At 33.1% G+C, this 17128-nt stretch carries 18 protein-coding genes and 1 tRNA gene; 15 read left to right on the top strand and 4 right to left on the bottom strand.

Features of this window, described 5'->3' with window-relative positions:
- Positions 1-15 precede the first annotated feature (15 nt).
- The 11 genes from MUA37_RS10240 (at position 16) to MUA37_RS10190 (ending at position 10219) form a co-directional block, all read left to right on the top strand.
- Complete coding sequence (locus MUA37_RS10240) at positions 16-171, top strand: hypothetical protein (RefSeq protein WP_002509833.1); 156 nt, start codon at positions 16-18, stop codon at positions 169-171.
- Positions 172-224: 53 nt separating this feature from the next.
- The gene (locus MUA37_RS10235) at positions 225-1265 is read left to right on the top strand and encodes a galactitol-1-phosphate 5-dehydrogenase (RefSeq protein ID WP_002509832.1); all 1041 of its coding nucleotides are present in this window, start codon (positions 225-227) and stop codon (positions 1263-1265) included.
- Positions 1266-1555: 290 nt separating this feature from the next.
- Positions 1556-2500, top strand: coding sequence for an HPr(Ser) kinase/phosphatase (gene hprK, locus MUA37_RS10230; protein ID WP_021459130.1), 945 nt, complete (start codon positions 1556-1558; stop codon positions 2498-2500).
- Positions 2497-3330, top strand: coding sequence for a prolipoprotein diacylglyceryl transferase (lgt, locus tag MUA37_RS10225; RefSeq protein WP_002509830.1), 834 nt, complete (start codon positions 2497-2499; stop codon positions 3328-3330). Before hprK ends, lgt begins: the two co-directional genes overlap by 4 nt.
- 8 nt (positions 3331-3338) lie before the next feature.
- Complete coding sequence (locus MUA37_RS10220) at positions 3339-3818, top strand: acyltransferase (RefSeq protein WP_002509829.1); 480 nt, start codon at positions 3339-3341, stop codon at positions 3816-3818.
- 29 nt (positions 3819-3847) lie between these two features.
- On the top strand, positions 3848-5284 hold the full coding sequence (locus MUA37_RS10215; protein ID WP_262624569.1) for a tetratricopeptide repeat protein: 1437 nt from the start codon (positions 3848-3850) through the stop codon (positions 5282-5284).
- Between the two features lie 62 nt (positions 5285-5346).
- Positions 5347-6291 (top strand): thioredoxin-disulfide reductase, encoded by a 945-nt coding sequence (trxB, locus tag MUA37_RS10210; RefSeq protein WP_002509827.1) that lies wholly within the window; start codon positions 5347-5349, stop codon positions 6289-6291.
- Positions 6292-6481: 190 nt separating this feature from the next.
- Positions 6482-7402: an RNase adapter RapZ gene (gene rapZ, locus MUA37_RS10205; protein WP_002509826.1), complete on the top strand. Its 921-nt coding sequence runs from the start codon at positions 6482-6484 to the stop codon at positions 7400-7402.
- Complete coding sequence (locus MUA37_RS10200; RefSeq protein ID WP_021459128.1) at positions 7389-8390, top strand: gluconeogenesis factor YvcK family protein; 1002 nt, start codon at positions 7389-7391, stop codon at positions 8388-8390. The genes rapZ and MUA37_RS10200 overlap by 14 nt, the downstream gene beginning before the upstream one ends.
- 30 nt (positions 8391-8420) lie before the next feature.
- Positions 8421-9362, top strand: a complete 942-nt coding sequence (gene whiA, locus MUA37_RS10195; protein ID WP_002509824.1) for a DNA-binding protein WhiA — start codon at positions 8421-8423, stop codon at positions 9360-9362.
- Positions 9363-9994: 632 nt separating this feature from the next.
- Positions 9995-10219 (top strand): hypothetical protein, encoded by a 225-nt coding sequence (locus MUA37_RS10190; RefSeq protein WP_002509822.1) that lies wholly within the window; start codon positions 9995-9997, stop codon positions 10217-10219.
- Positions 10220-10721: 502 nt separating this feature from the next.
- Here MUA37_RS10190 and MUA37_RS10185 read toward each other — a convergent pair.
- Positions 10722-10793 (bottom strand) — tRNA-Arg (locus MUA37_RS10185).
- A 149-nt stretch (positions 10794-10942) separates the two neighbouring features.
- On the opposite strand from MUA37_RS10185, the gene clpP reads away from it, so the two are divergent.
- Complete coding sequence (gene clpP, locus MUA37_RS10180) at positions 10943-11527, top strand: ATP-dependent Clp endopeptidase proteolytic subunit ClpP (protein ID WP_002509821.1); 585 nt, start codon at positions 10943-10945, stop codon at positions 11525-11527.
- Positions 11528-11739: 212 nt separating this feature from the next.
- The gene (locus tag MUA37_RS10175) at positions 11740-13092 is read left to right on the top strand and encodes an IS1182 family transposase (RefSeq protein WP_021459431.1); all 1353 of its coding nucleotides are present in this window, start codon (positions 11740-11742) and stop codon (positions 13090-13092) included.
- A gap of 145 nt (positions 13093-13237) precedes the next feature.
- Here MUA37_RS10175 and MUA37_RS10170 read toward each other — a convergent pair whose 3' ends face one another.
- Both MUA37_RS10170 and MUA37_RS10165 read right to left on the bottom strand, forming a co-directional pair.
- Positions 13238-14131, bottom strand: coding sequence for a TIGR01777 family oxidoreductase (locus MUA37_RS10170; RefSeq protein ID WP_002509820.1), 894 nt, complete (start codon positions 14129-14131; stop codon positions 13238-13240).
- 232 nt (positions 14132-14363) lie between these two features.
- On the bottom strand, positions 14364-14552 hold the full coding sequence (locus MUA37_RS10165; RefSeq protein WP_002510692.1) for a hypothetical protein: 189 nt from the start codon (positions 14550-14552) through the stop codon (positions 14364-14366).
- Between the two features lie 315 nt (positions 14553-14867).
- Between MUA37_RS10165 and MUA37_RS10160 the strand changes: the two genes are divergently transcribed.
- Positions 14868-15479, top strand: coding sequence for a DUF4887 domain-containing protein (locus tag MUA37_RS10160; protein ID WP_193325107.1), 612 nt, complete (start codon positions 14868-14870; stop codon positions 15477-15479).
- A 41-nt stretch (positions 15480-15520) separates the two neighbouring features.
- Here the strand turns inward: MUA37_RS10160 and MUA37_RS10155 are convergent, their stop codons facing one another.
- Positions 15521-15739 (bottom strand): hypothetical protein, encoded by a 219-nt coding sequence (locus MUA37_RS10155; protein WP_002510535.1) that lies wholly within the window; start codon positions 15737-15739, stop codon positions 15521-15523.
- Positions 15740-16070: 331 nt separating this feature from the next.
- Between MUA37_RS10155 and MUA37_RS10150 the strand changes: the two genes are divergently transcribed.
- Positions 16071-17099 (top strand): sugar-binding transcriptional regulator, encoded by a 1029-nt coding sequence (locus tag MUA37_RS10150; RefSeq protein WP_002510534.1) that lies wholly within the window; start codon positions 16071-16073, stop codon positions 17097-17099.
- The last annotated feature ends 29 nt before the right edge of the window (positions 17100-17128 follow it).

The raw sequence follows: 17128 nt of genomic DNA, 5'->3' as shown, positions 1-17128 counted from the left end.
GAGGGAGACGATACTATGGTCGAAGCTATGTTAGATTTTATGATTGGACCGATGAGACAGCTTACAGACGTCTATATGGAACATCAATTGATATGTAATACTGCTGTGATTGCGAGTTATTTTGCAGCTATATTTGTGAAAAAACAAAGGGTAAAGCAAGATAATAGTTAAAATAAGATAGCACCGGTGTGTTTTAAGCTACCTTTTAGGAAAAGAGGGATGATATGAAGGCTTTGAATTTATATGGTGTTGAGGATATCAGATGCGAAGAGACAGTAATGCCAACGATTGTTAATCCAGATGATATACTGATAGAGGTTAAAGCAACGGGTATTTGCGGTTCTGATAGTTCAAGATATAAAAAATTAGGACCTTATATTAAAGGTATGACGTTTGGTCATGAATTTTCAGGGGTTGTCGCTGCTGTAGGGGCAGATGTGTCAACGGTGAATAAAGGTGATGCAGTCGTTGGTTGTCCTGCCATCGTTTGTTATGAGTGTGAATACTGTGAAAGAGGTGAGTATGCACGCTGTAACAATTTATTTGTGACAGGCTCATATCGACCAGGATCATTTGCTCAATATATTTGCTTGCCAGAAAGTAATGTCTTACCTATGGATGAAGCTATTGGATTTGAGCAAGGTGCTATGATAGAGCCGTCCGCAGTGGTGGCACATGGTTTTTATCAGTCACAAATTAAACCTGGAGATACAGTTGCGATAATAGGTTGTGGTAGCATTGGCTTACTTGCAGTACAATGGGCAAAAATATTTGGTGCAGCACAAATCATTGCCATAGATATTGATGATAATAAATTGACGCTTGCACAACAATTCGGTGCCGATATTTTAATTAATTCACACACACAATCATTGGCACAACAAAAAGAGCAATTGTTTCCCTCTGGTGTTGATTTAGCTGTTGAATCTGCTGGGGCGCCACAAACGATAAACGATGCCTTGATGTTGCCCCAAAAAGGTGGCGAAGTAATCTTAATAGGTATTCCTTATGCTGATATGGTTATTGAACGTCAATACTTTGAAAAAATATTACGCAATGAATTAAATGTTATAGGTTCTTGGAATGGTATATCTAGTCCGTTTCCAGGTAAAGAATGGAAAGCCACATTACATTATATGGCTACAGGTGACTTAAATGTAAAACCAATGATTACCACAAGAGTGGCTTTAGATGAAGGACCAGAAATATTTGATAAACTCGTAAATCATAAAGAAAAGTACAATAAAATTATGTTTATTCCATAACTAACAAAAAACCAGTGCTATATTTTATCATTATAAAATGTGGCGCTGTTTTTTATTGTTATAAAGAGGATGATTGCTAAATCTTAAAAAATTTTATAATTTAGAAGTTAGTTTGTATAAAGCATATTTTTTTATGTATAATGAAGTGTCTAATAACATTACCATTTACGATGCACATTGATTTATAATAAATAGAAAATTTTAAAGATAGTTTTTTATATGGATAATCGCATCTTTTTGATATGATATTAACATGATAAGAATAGGAAAAACATTATTGAGGTGAACCTATGTTAACGACTAAAAATTTAGTGGAACGGTTTGATTTGGAATTAATTGCAGGGGAAGCGGGTTTAGAAAATCAGATTAAAAACACTGATATTTCCAGACCAGGATTAGAAATGGCAGGTTATTTCTCTCACTATGCATCAGATCGTATTCAATTATTAGGAACAACTGAATTGTCATTTTATAATCTATTGCCCGATGAGGAACGTAAAGGCAGAATGCGCAAATTGTGCCGTCCAGAAACACCAGCAATTATTATAACACGTGACTTAGAACCACCAGAGGAATTAGTAGAAGCAGCGAAAGAATTAGATACGCCGTTAATTACATCAAAAGATGCGACAACACAATTGATGAGCCGTCTAACGACTTATTTGGAGCATGAATTAGCACGTACAACATCACTACATGGCGTGCTTGTTGATGTTTATGGTGTAGGAGTTTTAATTACAGGTGATTCTGGTATTGGGAAAAGTGAAACTGCATTAGAGCTTGTGAAGCGCGGTCACCGTTTAGTAGCAGACGATAATGTTGAAATTAGAGAAATTAGTAAAGATGAATTAATAGGAAAGCCACCGAAATTAATCGAACATTTATTAGAAATCCGAGGTTTAGGTATTATTAATGTTATGACATTGTTTGGTGCAGGTGCCATTTTAACGGAAAAACGTATTCGTTTAAATATTCATTTGGAAAATTGGCATGAAGATAAATTGTATGATCGTGTTGGTTTGAATGAAGAAAAATTACAAATTTTAGATAACGAAATTACTAAAAAGACGATACCAGTTCGACCGGGCCGAAATGTCGCTGTTATTTTAGAAGTTGCAGCTATGAACTATCGTTTGAATATTATGGGGATTAATACTGCTGAAGAATTTAACGACCGTTTAAATGCAGAGATTTTACGAAATGGTAATCAGAATGAGAGGGACTCAAAAGAATGATGTTAAGCTATATAGATCCCATTGCATTTGAACTAGGGCCATTAGCTGTACGATGGTATGGTGTGATAATTGCTGTAGGCATATTACTAGGCTATTTTATTGCACAGGCAAGTGTGCAACGTGTTGGCCATGATAAAGATACACTTGTAGATATAATCTTTTGGAGTGCTATTTTTGGATTTATAGTAGCACGTTTATACTTTGTTATATTCCAATGGCCGTATTATATACAAAACCCTATAGAAATACCGATGATTTGGCATGGTGGTATTGCAATACACGGTGGATTAATAGGTGGTTTTGTTACCGGTATTATTTTATGTAAAATTAAAAATTTAAATCCTTTTCAAATTGGTGATGTTATAGCGCCAAGTATGATTTTAGGTCAAGGTATAGGTAGATGGGGAAACTTTGTAAACCATGAAGCACACGGTGGTCCAGTGTCACGTACATTTTTAGAAAATTTACATATACCGGATTTTATAATCAACAACATGTATATTGATGGTAAATATTACCATCCTACATTCTTATATGAATCTGTATGGGATATTTTAGGTTTCATAGTATTAATTGTATTACGCAAACATTTAAGAGTTGGAGATACATTCTGTCTATACCTTATCTGGTATTCAATTGGACGATTCTTTGTAGAAGGTATGAGAACGGATAGTCTGATGTTGACAGAAGGTATACGTGTAGCGCAATTGATGTCTGTTATATTAATTATTGTTGGCATTGCAATCATGATTATCAGACGTGTGAAATACGACTCACCGCGTTATCGTGAAGCGGGAGCACTAAGTTGGCCAACTAAAAAGGCGAAGTGAGATAAAACATGAGAAATGTTAAAAAAATAGCTGTATTAGGGAAAAATCCACTATGGCACATGTATCGATATGTTAAAAAAGTTAAGATCTTTAAACAAACTATAGTCATTGAACTATGTCGCTTTGTACCAAGTGTACGTTTGAAACATTTTCTTTATCGACATGTCTTGCATATGAAAGTAGGTGCTAATACTGCATTTGCTTATAAAGTGATACCGGATATTTTGTACCCAGAATACATTACAATTGGAAAAAATTGTGTTGTCGGTTACAATACTACAATTTTAACGCATGAATTTTTAGTAGATGAGTTTAGAACAGGTAAAGTAATTATCGGGAACGATACTTTAATTGGTGCGAATTGTACGATATTGCCTGGTGTGGTCATAGGTTCAAATGTTAAGGTGGGTGCTGGAGCTGTTGTAAGTAAAGACATACCTGACAATGCATTTGCCTATGGAAATCCATTGCATATTGTGAAACAATAAAAAGAACTTGCTAAAGGAGGTGAGCATGGATGGCACATAACGACAAAATTATATCAATGAAGTTAGACGCTGATTTTTATAAACGCAGAGGCGAATCAAAATTTGAACAACAGGATTATAATAAAGCGGCAACGTTTTTTAGAAAAGTGCTTGAAATGTCACCTCAAGATTTTGATGTTAAAGTCAGTTATGCCACGTGTTTAGTGAAATTAGGTCAAGGCCAAAGAGCTGAAAGACTGTTTTATGAAAGTGTTGCACAAAATGAATTTGTTGCCGAAAGTTTCTATCAATTAAGTCAGTTAAACATTGAGTTAAATGAACCAAACAAGGCTTTCTTGTTTGGTATTAATTATGTATTAGTTTCAAATGATGACGAATACCAAACGCAACTAGATGAAATGTTTGAAGTGTCGTATAGTTCAGAGCACGATATTGAACAAGAAAGTCAACTCTTTGCAATACAACTAATTTTTCAATATTTATTTTCACAAGGACGTTTACCAGAAGCGAAAGCATATATTCTACGTCAGAATGCAGTGATTCAACAACATAAAATTATTCGTAATTTATTAGCAATGTGTTATTTGTATTTAAACGAATATGATATAGCTAAGACTATGTTTGAACAATTATTATCTGAAGATGCTACAGATATGCACGCGTTGTGTCATTACACGTTGTTACTATACAACACTAAAGAAAAAGAAAAATATCAACAATATTTAAAGTTACTAGGAAAAGTAGTGCCAATGAATGAAGATGAAGCTTTTAAATTAGGCATCGTCTTAAGTTATTTGAAAGAATATCAAGCTTCGCAAAACCTCTTATTGCCTCTTTATAAAAAAGGTAAGTTTCTGTCGATTCAAATGTATAATGCTTTAAGTTTTAATCATTATTATTTAGATCAGTTAGAGGATAGTAAATTCTTTTGGTCAAAACTTCAAGAAATATCAAAAGTAGACATGGGCTATGCCCCGTGGAAAATTGAAGAAAGTAAAGATTATTTTAACAATCAAATTCTACCTTTATTGTTGAATGATGATAGTCATCATCGATTATATGGCATATTTTTACTAAATCAATTAAAGGGCAGAGAAGTATTGCTCACGGAAGAAATATGGTCGATTTTAGAAACAATGAATGATTATGAAAAATTGTATCTCACATATTTAATCCAAGGATTGAAATTAACAAAATTAGATTTTATTCACCGTGGATTGTTAAAACTATATGAAACACAACACTTGAAACAAGATGAAGAATTGTTTATTGTATGGATTGATCAAGCCGATGCAATAATCGCAGACAATAAAGATTTAACACATGTTGAATGGTATCTTGCAGCATTTGCATATATACATTATCAACATAAAAATAAAAAATTAACGAAACAACAAGTTATGGATTGGTTCGAAGTGACACGCTATCGCTTAGATCAAACCATTCAATATCTCATGAGCATATAAGTTTAAGAAATGCAAGAAATAATATATAATGCGCATAATGAATATAAATAGGAGGCAATGAAATGACTGAACAAGTAGACTTTGATGTTGCTATAATTGGTGCAGGACCAGCTGGTATGACTGCAGCTGTATATGCATCACGTGCGAATTTAAGTACAGTAATGATAGAAAGAGGTATGCCAGGCGGTCAAATGGCAAATACAGAAGAAGTAGAAAATTTCCCAGGTTTTGAAATGGTTACGGGACCAGATTTATCTACTAAAATGTTTGAACATGCGAAAAAGTTTGGTGCTAAATACCAATATGGTGATATTAAATCAGTCGAAGACAAAGGTGACTATAAAGTTGTAGATTTAGGCAATAGCCAAATTACAGCACACGTAGTTATCATCACTACTGGTGCCGAATACAAAAAAATTGGAGTACCAGGTGAACAAGAGCTTGGAGGTCGTGGTGTCAGCTATTGTGCAGTATGTGACGGAGCATTCTTTAAAGGTAAAAAACTATTCGTTATCGGTGGCGGAGATTCAGCAGTTGAAGAAGGTACATTCTTAACTAAATTTGCTGATAGTGTTACTATCGTACACAGAAGAGATGAATTACGTGCACAAAAAATATTGCAAGATCGTGCATTCAAAAATGATAAAATTGATTTCATTTGGAGTCATACGCTAAAAACAATTAATGAAAAAGATGGCAAAGTAGGTTCAGTTACGTTAGCATCAACTGTAGATGGAACTGAACAAACATTAGATGCTGACGGTGTATTTGTTTATATCGGCATGAAGCCACTAACTGCACCTTTCCAAAATCTTGGTATTACCAATGATGTAGGATATATCTTAACAGACGAAGAAATGCAAACATCTATACCAGGTATTTACGCGGCTGGCGATGTACGAGAAAAAGGTTTACGTCAAATCGTAACTGCGACTGGTGACGGTAGTATTGCTGCACAAAATGCGCAAGCATATATTGAAGAATTAAAAGATCGAATTGAAGCGTAATTAGCAACTAAGAAATAGCTAGTGTGAGGACTTACAGTTAAAGTAACGTAAACTTGCACTAGCTTTTTTATGTTTTGCTGTCCATCATGTAGTAAAATTACTATCGTGCAATTGAAATTTGTTGTAAAATATATTACGATAGTATGATTGTGTCCAAATAACATATTAAACAATGGATGGTGTATAACAAATGCAACATAAAGAAAAGGAAATCGTAAAAAGTGAATTATTAGTGATTACTGGCTTATCCGGAGCTGGAAAGTCTTTAGTAATTCAAAGTTTAGAAGATATTGGTTATTTTTGTGTCGATAATTTACCGCCGATATTATTGCCTAAATTTGTAGAATTAATGGAACAAGGTAATCCATCACTACAAAAGGTTGCCATCGCCATTGATTTAAGAGGAAAAGAACTGTTCAAATCATTAGTGCAGGAAATGGACCAAATTAAAAGTCGTGGAGACGTTATTGTTGATTTAATGTTTTTAGAAGCTACTACGGAAAAGTTAGTATCTCGTTATAAAGAAACCCGTAGAGCGCATCCACTTAATGATAACGGTCAACGCCCACTTATGGAATCTATTGAGGAAGAACGCTATCTGCTTACTGAAATTCGCAGCTTAGCGAATTACATTATTGATACATCAAATATTAAACCTAAAGAACTTAAAAGTCGTGTGAATGATTATTTTAATAATGATAATTTTGAAACGTTTAGTATTAATGTAACGAGTTTCGGTTTTAAACACGGTATGCAAATCGATGCTGATTTAGTGTTTGATGTTCGCTTTTTACCTAATCCGTACTATGTAGAATCTTTAAGACCACTAACAGGTGAAGATGAGGCAGTTTATAAATATGTTATGAAATGGAAAGAAACAACTATTTTTTATGAGAAATTGATGGACTTATTAAAATTTATGATTCCAGGATATAAAAAAGAAGGGAAGACACAGCTTGTGATTGCTTTAGGTTGTACAGGCGGACAGCATCGCTCCGTCGCTTTAGCGAAACGTATTGGAGAATCGCTAAGAGAAAGTTTTGACTATAACGTTTATGTTCATCATAGAGATGCACATATTGAAAGTGGCGAACAAAATGGAAAAAATTAAGCTCGTACTCATCGGTGGCGGTACAGGACTTTCTGTCTTAGCACGTGGACTTAGAGATTACAATATAGATATCACAACTATTGTAACTGTGGCAGATGATGGGGGAAGCACTGGTAAAATTCGTAATGAAATGAATATTCCTGCACCCGGTGACATCCGAAATGTAATTTCAGCGTTAAGTGAAGCAGAACCTATGATTGATGCTTTATTTAAATACCGTTTCCAAGAAAATCAAATAGAAGGTCATGCACTAGGAAATTTACTTATTGCTGCCTTGACAAATATAACGGATGACTTTGGTCATGCGGTTAAAGAATTGAGTAAAATTTTAAATATTAAAGGTCAGGTTATCCCATCAACTAACGAAAGTGTGCGTTTAAATGCAGTGATGGAAGATGGCGAAATTGTCCATGGAGAGTCTAATATACCAAAGAAAAATAAGAAAATTAAACAAGTTTTTCTTGAACCTCAAGATGTAAAACCTATGGCAGAAGCAACTCAAGCATTAAAAGATGCTGATTTAATTGTATTAGGACCTGGTTCACTTTACACCAGTGTGATATCTAATTTGTGTGTTGAGGGAATTGCGCAAACATTGGTGGAAAGCGAAGCGCCAAAACTTTATGTTACTAATGTGATGACGCAAGCTGGTGAAACGAATGATTACACGGCGTATGATCATATTAAAGCTATACATGATCATGTTGGACAGGCATTTATTGATAGTACGATTTGTGGACCGCAAACATACAATAAAGAAGTATTAAAACGATATATCCAAGAGAATGCAACGCCGGTAATATGTGATTATGAAGTATTAGAGAATGAAAATATTGCAGTCTACACACATCCCGACTTAGTGCAAATTTCATCTGAGTATTATGTTAGGCATAATACTAAAGTATTGTCGAAAATGATTTATGAAATTGCCTTAGATACAACAAGAACGATTAAATTTAATCCCAAAAAAGAAGACGATGAATTGTAATATGTAATATAAGAAAAGGAATGGATAGCTATGAGCTTTGCATCAGACATGAAAAATGAATTAACAAGAATTGAAGTTGATATAGACAACGCAAAAGCAGAGCTCAGTGCTTTGATCCGAATGAATGGTGCGTTGAGTCTAGCAAATCAACAGTTTGTAATAAATGTGCAAACTGAGAATGCTACAACTGCAAGACGTATATATTCATTAATAAAAAAAGTATTCCAAGTAGAGGTTGAAATCCTTGTAAGAAAGAAAATGAAATTAAAGAAAAATAATATTTATATTTGTCGAATAAAAATGCAATCACGTAAAATATTGGCAGACTTAGGTATATTGAAAGATGGTGTCTTTACCCACGAAATAGATGAATCTATGATAGCAGATGATGAAATGCGTCGTAGTTATTTGCGAGGAGCATTTTTAGCAGGTGGTTCGGTAAATAATCCTGAAACATCATCGTATCATTTAGAAATATTTTCATTATATGAAAGCCATTCAGAAGGATTAACGAAATTAATGAATGAATATGACCTTAATGGTAAACATTTAGAACGTAAAAAAGGAAGTATCGTTTATCTGAAGGAAGCTGAAAAAATATCTGATTTTCTTAGTTTAATTGGTGGTTACCAAGCGCTACTTAAGTTTGAAGATGTTAGAATTGTGCGTGATATGAGAAATTCAGTAAATAGGCTTGTGAACTGTGAAACTGCGAACTTAAATAAAACCGTAAGTGCTGCAATGAAACAAGTTGAAAGTATTCAATTGATAGACAAGGAAGTCGGTTTAGATAATTTACCTGATCGCCTAAGAGAAATAGCTAAATTACGTGTTGAGCATCAAGATGTGTCGTTAAAAGAATTAGGTGAAATGATGTCTACTGGTGCCATTTCAAAATCTGGAGTTAACCATCGTTTAAGAAAATTAAACGAAATGGCTGATAAAATACGCAGTGGCGAACAGATTGATTAAATAATAGTGCAATAGAGAAATCTACAGAGAGAGTAATAATATGGCTAATTTACTAATGTATCTAGCTTTCGTGTTATTTTTCGTATTAATCATACTTATTGTTTTGAGTGAGATATTTACCATGACACCCGCCGGGAAAATTTTCGTAACTATGTTAATGATAGTATTAATTATTGGCATAGTCGTTTCCTATCAAAAGGGTTCAGATATGAGGAAACATGAAATCGATCCAATAGAATATCACAAAGTTTAATAGTTTAAATATAAACAAAGATACTTCCATAAAATGAAGATATCTTTCAGACTGTCGACAAAATTTCTGACTTTGTTGGCAGTTTTTTTATGCACGCTTTCCGCGGGCACTGCCTTAGCCTGTAGTCTTCGGCAAGTGCTCTTCCCGTAGGAGTTGGCATAAATCGTTAGCCAATATAATACTAAAATATTACTTATTCAATGATTGTTTGTCATCAAGTCAATGAGACAAACAATCAAAGAAATAAAAACATCTATTCCTTTAGTATAAAAATTAATTGTCATAGTAAAACATAAAATATATCAATTATAGGTATACATGTTAGAATTGATATTAAGTTATTATAAAAGGAATTAGTTGTATAAGGAGCGTTAACGTAGTGAAAATTTTAGCTTATTTAAGACTTATCGCGATGGTGCTCATCATTTTTTGGGTTGTACGCGGCGTCATCATGATGATAGGTGATTTTATGGGAGTTGTTGCTTATAATCAACAACTTGTCATCGTAGGTTTAGCAACAATATTATTAAGTGAGTTTTATAGAGGGCGAAAGGCTTCGACTGCATTATTTGCAGTTGGCTTTTTATTAATCATTTTTGGTTAAGTAAAATATAAGAACGAAAAAGCAGAAACAAACATGTAATCAATTATGTGTTTGTTTTTTATTTATATGTCGCAGTTATATTGTATTTATAAAAAACAGTACAATCGGTACTTTTAAATATGTCTATTTAGCGCACTTACAGCATTTGTCAGAATGAGTGCAGAGTGGTTTCTAGCTATGAATTTAGTACCTGTAGCTTATCTTTAGTGAAATATTATATGCCGTATTGAAAAGTAAAAAGAAAGTTAATTTGGTATATAACTTATAAGCTACATGCTATAATCACTTTTATAAGGTATAGTAGTTGTGTTATATAAATAATAAAATGGATTAAACTACTTTTTAAGTTAATGTTATTAATAAAAAAACTACCTAAAAAATAGGTAGAAATTAAATGTTTTGATAGCATCTCAAATGTATAAATATATAAAGTGCCCAACGACGATTAATAAAACTTCTTAAAGCTTGTGGTAGCAAGAAGTAACGTTGAACACTAACTTAGCCCCCTCGAAGGGAATCGAACCCCTATTGTAAGAACCGGAATCTTAAGTGTTATCCATTACACTACGAGGGGTAAAATAAACAATACTTTAAGTTTACAAATCTTCAAAGTAATGGTCAATACACTTTTTAAAAAGAATAAAAAACATGAGTTTATTTTTTGACCATTTTTGACTTTTAGGTTAAAATAAATTCAACAGTTATAAATAAGGAGGAAATATAATGAATTTAATTCCTACAGTAATCGAAACAACAAATCGTGGTGAACGTGCTTATGACATTTACTCACGTTTATTAAAAGACCGCATAATTATGTTAGGTTCACAAATTGATGACAATGTTGCAAACTCAATTGTTTCTCAATTATTATTCTTACAAGCACAAGATGCTGAAAAAGATATTTACTTATATATCAATTCACCTGGTGGTAGTGTAACAGCTGGTTTTGCGATTTATGATACAATTCAACATATTAAACCAGATGTACAAACAATTTGTATTGGTATGGCTGCATCAATGGGTTCATTCTTATTATCAGCTGGTGCTAAAGGTAAACGTTTTGCGTTACCTAATGCTGAAGTTATGATTCACCAACCATTAGGTGGTGCCCAAGGTCAAGCGACAGAAATAGAAATTGCTGCGAACCATATCTTAAAAACAAGAGCTAAATTAAATAAAATTTTAGCTGAACGTACAGGTCAATCAATTGAAAAAATTGAAAAAGACACAGACCGTGATAATTTCTTATCTGCTGACGAAGCAAAAGAATATGGTTTAATTGATCATGTTATGGAACCAGAAGCATAAATAATTAAAACCAGTCCTATATAGGACTGGTTTCAGACTGTCGACAAAGTCTCCGACTTTGTTGGCAGTTTTTTTATGCACGCTTTCCGCGGGCACTGCCTTAGCCTGTAGTCTTCGGCTAGTGATATTCCCGCAGGAGTCGGCATAAATTACTGCCAATATTACACAAAAACATTATAATATATGTAAATTAAACAGTGGTGGTGTTTATTATGTTGAATAAATCAATTGATAAAAGAGATCAATATGAAATGATTTCTATCTCTGAATTAGTCCCTAATAATCATTTATTACGTAAAGTCGATGCGATATTAGATTTAAATTTTGTGTATGAACTTGTCGAAGACAAATATTGCCTTGATAATGGTAGACCATCTATAGATCCTGTTATTTTAGTAAAAATATTACTCATACAAAGGTTGTTTGGCATTAAATCAATGAGACAAACAATTAAAGAAATAGAAACAAATGTAGCTTACCGTTGGTATTTAGGATATAGCTTTTTAGATAAAGTACCTCATTACGGAACTTTTAGTAAGAACTATACACGTCGTTTTCATGATACAGATTTATTTGAACAAATATTTGAGAAAATACTAGAAATAGCTATCAAAAATAACTTAATAGATCACTCATCTTTATTCATTGATTCTACACATATTAAAGCAAATGCAAATAAGAATAAATACATCAAAAAAATTGTAAAAAAAGATACACTTCACTTCCAAGAAGAATTGGATAATGAAATAAATGAACAAAGGCGAGCACAAGGAAAAAAGCCAATAAAAAATAAAAGCAAGGAGGAATATAAAACCAAAAAAGTAAGTACGACTGATCCAGAAGCTGGGTACTACGTTAAAGGTGAACGAGAAAAGCAATTTGCTTATAGTTTACACGCATGTGTAGATAAAAATGGTTATATTATTGATAAGCACGTGACACCTGGTAATATTCACGACAGTACACAACTCAAACCAATGATTGAAAGATTGGAAACCAAGCAGATGTTGCCTATCACATTAGCAATTGATTCAGGTTATAAAACACCTTTTAATGCACACTTTTTGCTTGAAAAAGCAATTGTACCAGCAATGCCATATACGAGACCTAAAGGAAAACCTGGTTTTTTCAGAACAAAAGATTTCATCTACGATGAACATTATGATACTTATATTTGTCCTAATGATGAAACTTTACTATATAAAAGAACAATGCCAACAGGACACAGATTATATGTATCAGATGCTTCAATATGTCGAGACTGTCCACTACTAAATAAATGTACTGAAAGTAAAGATGCCATAAAACAAATTAGAAGACATGTTTGGCAAGATGATTTAGATATAGTTGAAGATTTAAGGTTTGTGGATACAATTAAAAAACAATATAAAATGCGAAGTCAAACAATAGAGAGAAAATTTGGCGATGCAAAAGAACAGCATGGTATGAGATGGACGAGATATAGAGGACATGACAAAGTTTCCATGGATACCACGCTAATTTGTGCTGCCATGAATCTTAAAAAAATCGCAATGTGGCTAATAAAAGGCCCAGTAATGGTCTGAAAGACCACTGCAATTTTGAAAAAAACTATAAAAAAAGAAAATAAATAAACCCTTCGCATTAACTTGCGAAGGGTTTGTCCACGTTCTGAAACCAGTCCTATATAGGACTGGTTTTTTAATGTTTTATTCAATGATAATTAACTATTTAAATTAACTCTTCCACAGCTAATTTTAAATTTGGATAATTAAATTCAAAACCTAAAGCTTCTAATTTTGTTGGAATTACTTTTTGAGTATCTAAAGCGATTGTTGACATTTGACCTAACATGAGACGTATTAATGGTGATGGCACCCAAGTCCAATGTGGCTTATGACTAATTCTTGCTATCGTATAACCAAAAAGATTTTGACGTTCAACAACTGGTGCGGTTAAATTGAATGGTCCGCTTGCTCGTTCGTTATTAATGAGATATAAAATCGCACGTGTTAAGTCGTTAATATGAATCCATGAATACCATTGTTGGCCGGAACCTAACTTACCACCAACATTTAAATCATATGGTAATTTCATAAGTGGGAATGCACCACCTTGATTAGATAACACCATTCCAAAACGACCAATAACGACACGTGTACCAAACGACTCAAACTGTTTAGCTATACGTTCCCATTGATATACTACTTCTGATAAAAAATCAAAAGGTAATGACTGATATAATTCAGTGTAAGTTTGGTAAGCGTCAGGGCGGTAATAACCGACGGCACTCGCATTGAAGAATATCTCTGGTTTATGAGATCTATTACTAAATAAATTTACTAATGCTTGTGTTGATTGAATTCTACTTAGCATAATCGTTCTTTTGTATGATGGCGTCCAACGTTTATTTAACGTTGCGCCAGCTAAATTGATAACAATATCAATATCAGGCACGTTATTTTCCCAATTAGATTTAGACCAATTAACATAACGGATGTTAGAGTGAGTTGCACGTTGATCATGGCGAGTGAGGATAGTTATGTGTGCATCACTTTCGACGATTGCGTTCACGAGTTGGGTACCGATCATACCAGTACCACCTGTGATTAAATAGTGTTTCATAATATCACCTCTTATGTAGTTTGACGCTAATATTTCACTATTACAAGAATCACATAATATTTTGAATGAAAATTAGGTATATTTCAAATTGCTTAATTAATAAATATTGTAAAAGCGATGATTTTTATTAAAGTCATCGTGAAATTACTTGATTGTTTTAGTATACATTATATTTTTAAAGATAAGTTAAAGATTTGTTTTATAAGATATGATATTTGTAGATTTATGTAAATTACGTCAAAATTAAAATAATACCAATTATAAAGAAAACAATAAAAATAAATAGTATAAGTGTAATGACGAATTTAACAGTTGACGATTTGTGATTATCATTTGCCTCATTTTCAAGCATCATAGTTTTTACATTATTATGTTTTTTATTTGTATGTTGTGAATCATTGAAAGGATCTATTTGTTTCAAAATAAGCACCTCGCATTTAGATTAATGAATGACATAGTGAAAAATATTTAAATTTAGTTGTGTAGTCTTTGTATTATTAACAGTACTTCAACTCGTTTGTTAATTTATTTTACTACAAAATGTTTTGAAAATAAGCCAGGAGGTAATTTTAAATTAAAGAGTTTAATAAAATCCCTGAATAGTGTAAAATATAGTTTCGTACTTCAATAATCAAATACGCATAAAATGCATAGCATAAACGCAATATAATACTGAAAAGTGAGGGGGAAATAAATGCACATCAAAAATTAATTTTGATGATAAGCATAAAAAAATATGAGTAATTTGTCGAAAATTATAAGTGGAATAATTGTATTGTTATTACTTGGTGGCCTGATTTTTGCAATTTTTGCTTTTGTAGATCATTCTAATAAAGCTAATGAACGCTTATCTGATCAAAAACAAGAACAACAAGACAAAGATAAGAAAAAAGATAAAGATAAAGAAAAAAAGAAAAAAGATACTGAAGAGTCTACTCAAGAAACGCAACAAACACAACAAACACAGCAAACACAACAAGTTCCTCAAACTACAGAAGAGACGAGACAGCCAGCGACAACAGAAGAACGTACGTCTGAGCCAAAAACAAAAGAACCAAAGACCGAAGAACCAAAGACCAAAGAGCCATCTACAGAAGAGCCAAAGACCAAAGAGCCGTCTACTGAAGAACCAAAGACAGAGGAACCAAAGACCGAAGAACCTGAAACAGAAGAACCATCTACAGAAGAGCCGTCTACTGAAGAACCGTCTACCGAAGAACCGTCTACCGAAGAACCAAAGACCGAAGAACCGAAAACTCAAGATAAACCATCAACAAATAATAGTTCCCAAAACAGCGAAGGTTCATCACAACAAAGTAATCAGTCTAGCTCATCAGAAGATGATTAATAATAAACGCCTTAAGCAATCTGCTTAGGCGTTTTTTTGAATTAAAATATCCAATTTAAAATATAACTTACTAATGATGAAATTAGGAATAAGAGAAAAATGAGTGTGAAACAGCCGCAACCAATTGGACCACAACCACAATTAAAAGTTTTAATATAACCTCTTGATTGATAGTGACCGTTTTGGTTATTAAAATAATCATCATTTCGATATCGTTGATCACCTGGTTCAATAACTTCATTTTGTTTTTCTTTGGACAAATTATGCCCCTCCACTTCACAAGAATAAAAATTTAATTATACTTAAATTATGACGGACAGTGTCTCTGTGGGTCAATTTATTTCATTGCAAATTTGTAGTTTAGTGATGATTAGATTTAAGTAATAAGGGTATTATTGATAACGTAAGACCTTATAGCAATGATGTAAGCACATTCATTTTAAAGGGGTAGTTCTTATGCTTGCAATTCTCTAGATATAGTAGTAGTATTGCAATTGTAAATGGTTATATTTTTTTGTCCCACTAGGGACGGAAAAAGTCAACCTATGGTTGTAAGATGACCCTTTATTTTGGAATTGGAGGAGGATAGTAGTGAAAGACTTGATAAATATTCAACAGAAGTTAGTGCCTGAAATTGTTGAAAAAATGTATCGTCGTTTTTCTATATTAACTACTATCGCTAAAAATCAACCTGTAGGTAGACGAAGTTTAAGTGAGTATATGGATTTAACAGAGCGGGTATTGCGTTCCGAAACAGATATGTTAAAGAAGCAAGAACTTATCAAAGTTAAACCAACAGGAATGGAAATTACAGCTGAAGGTGAACTGACAATACAACAATTAAATAGTTATTTTAATGTGTATTCAGATAGTCATCATTTAGCACAAGGCATTAAAGAGCAATATGGTATTCGCGATGTTTATGTGATACCTGGTGATACAGATAATGAGCGTTCCGTTAAAATTGAGTTAGCAAGACAAGCTGGTCAATTATTGGAAAATAGTCTGTATGAAAATTCAGTTGTATCAGTTACGGGTGGTTCCACAATGGCTTATGTCAGTGAAGCTATGCATCAACAACCATACAATGTCTTTTTTGTTCCAGCTCGAGGTGGTCTCGGTGAAAATGTTGTGTATCAGGCAAACACCATTGCTGCAAGCATGGCTCAGCAAACAAATGGTGAATATACCACACTTTATGTACCGGATAATGTAAGTGAAACAACGTATAATACATTATTAAATGAACCATCAGTAATTCATACACTTGAAAAAATTAGAGAATCAAATATTACAATTCACGGTATTGGTGATGCGCTGAAAATGGCTAAAAGACGCCAGTCTCCGCAAGAAATTGTGGATAAACTTCAACATCATAATGCCGTCGGAGAAGCATTTGGTTATTACTTCGATGATCGAGGCGATGTAGTGCATAGAGTTAAAACAATTGGACTACAGTTAGAAGACCTTGAGTCAAAAAGGTTTATTTTTGCCGTCGCTGGGGGTAAGTCAAAAGGAGAAGCAATTAAAGCTTACCTATCAATTGCCCCTGCCAACACTGTATTAATTACAGATGAAGGTGCGGCAGAAGTTATTTCAGATTATAGTAATAAAAAGTGATTTCACTTTTTAAATATCATTTTTAAAGG

Origin of the sequence: Staphylococcus arlettae (genome assembly GCF_025560845.1) — a bacterium.
GTDB lineage: Bacteria > Bacillota > Bacilli > Staphylococcales > Staphylococcaceae > Staphylococcus > Staphylococcus arlettae.
This window is presented reverse-complemented; position numbering and strand designations above follow the sequence as displayed.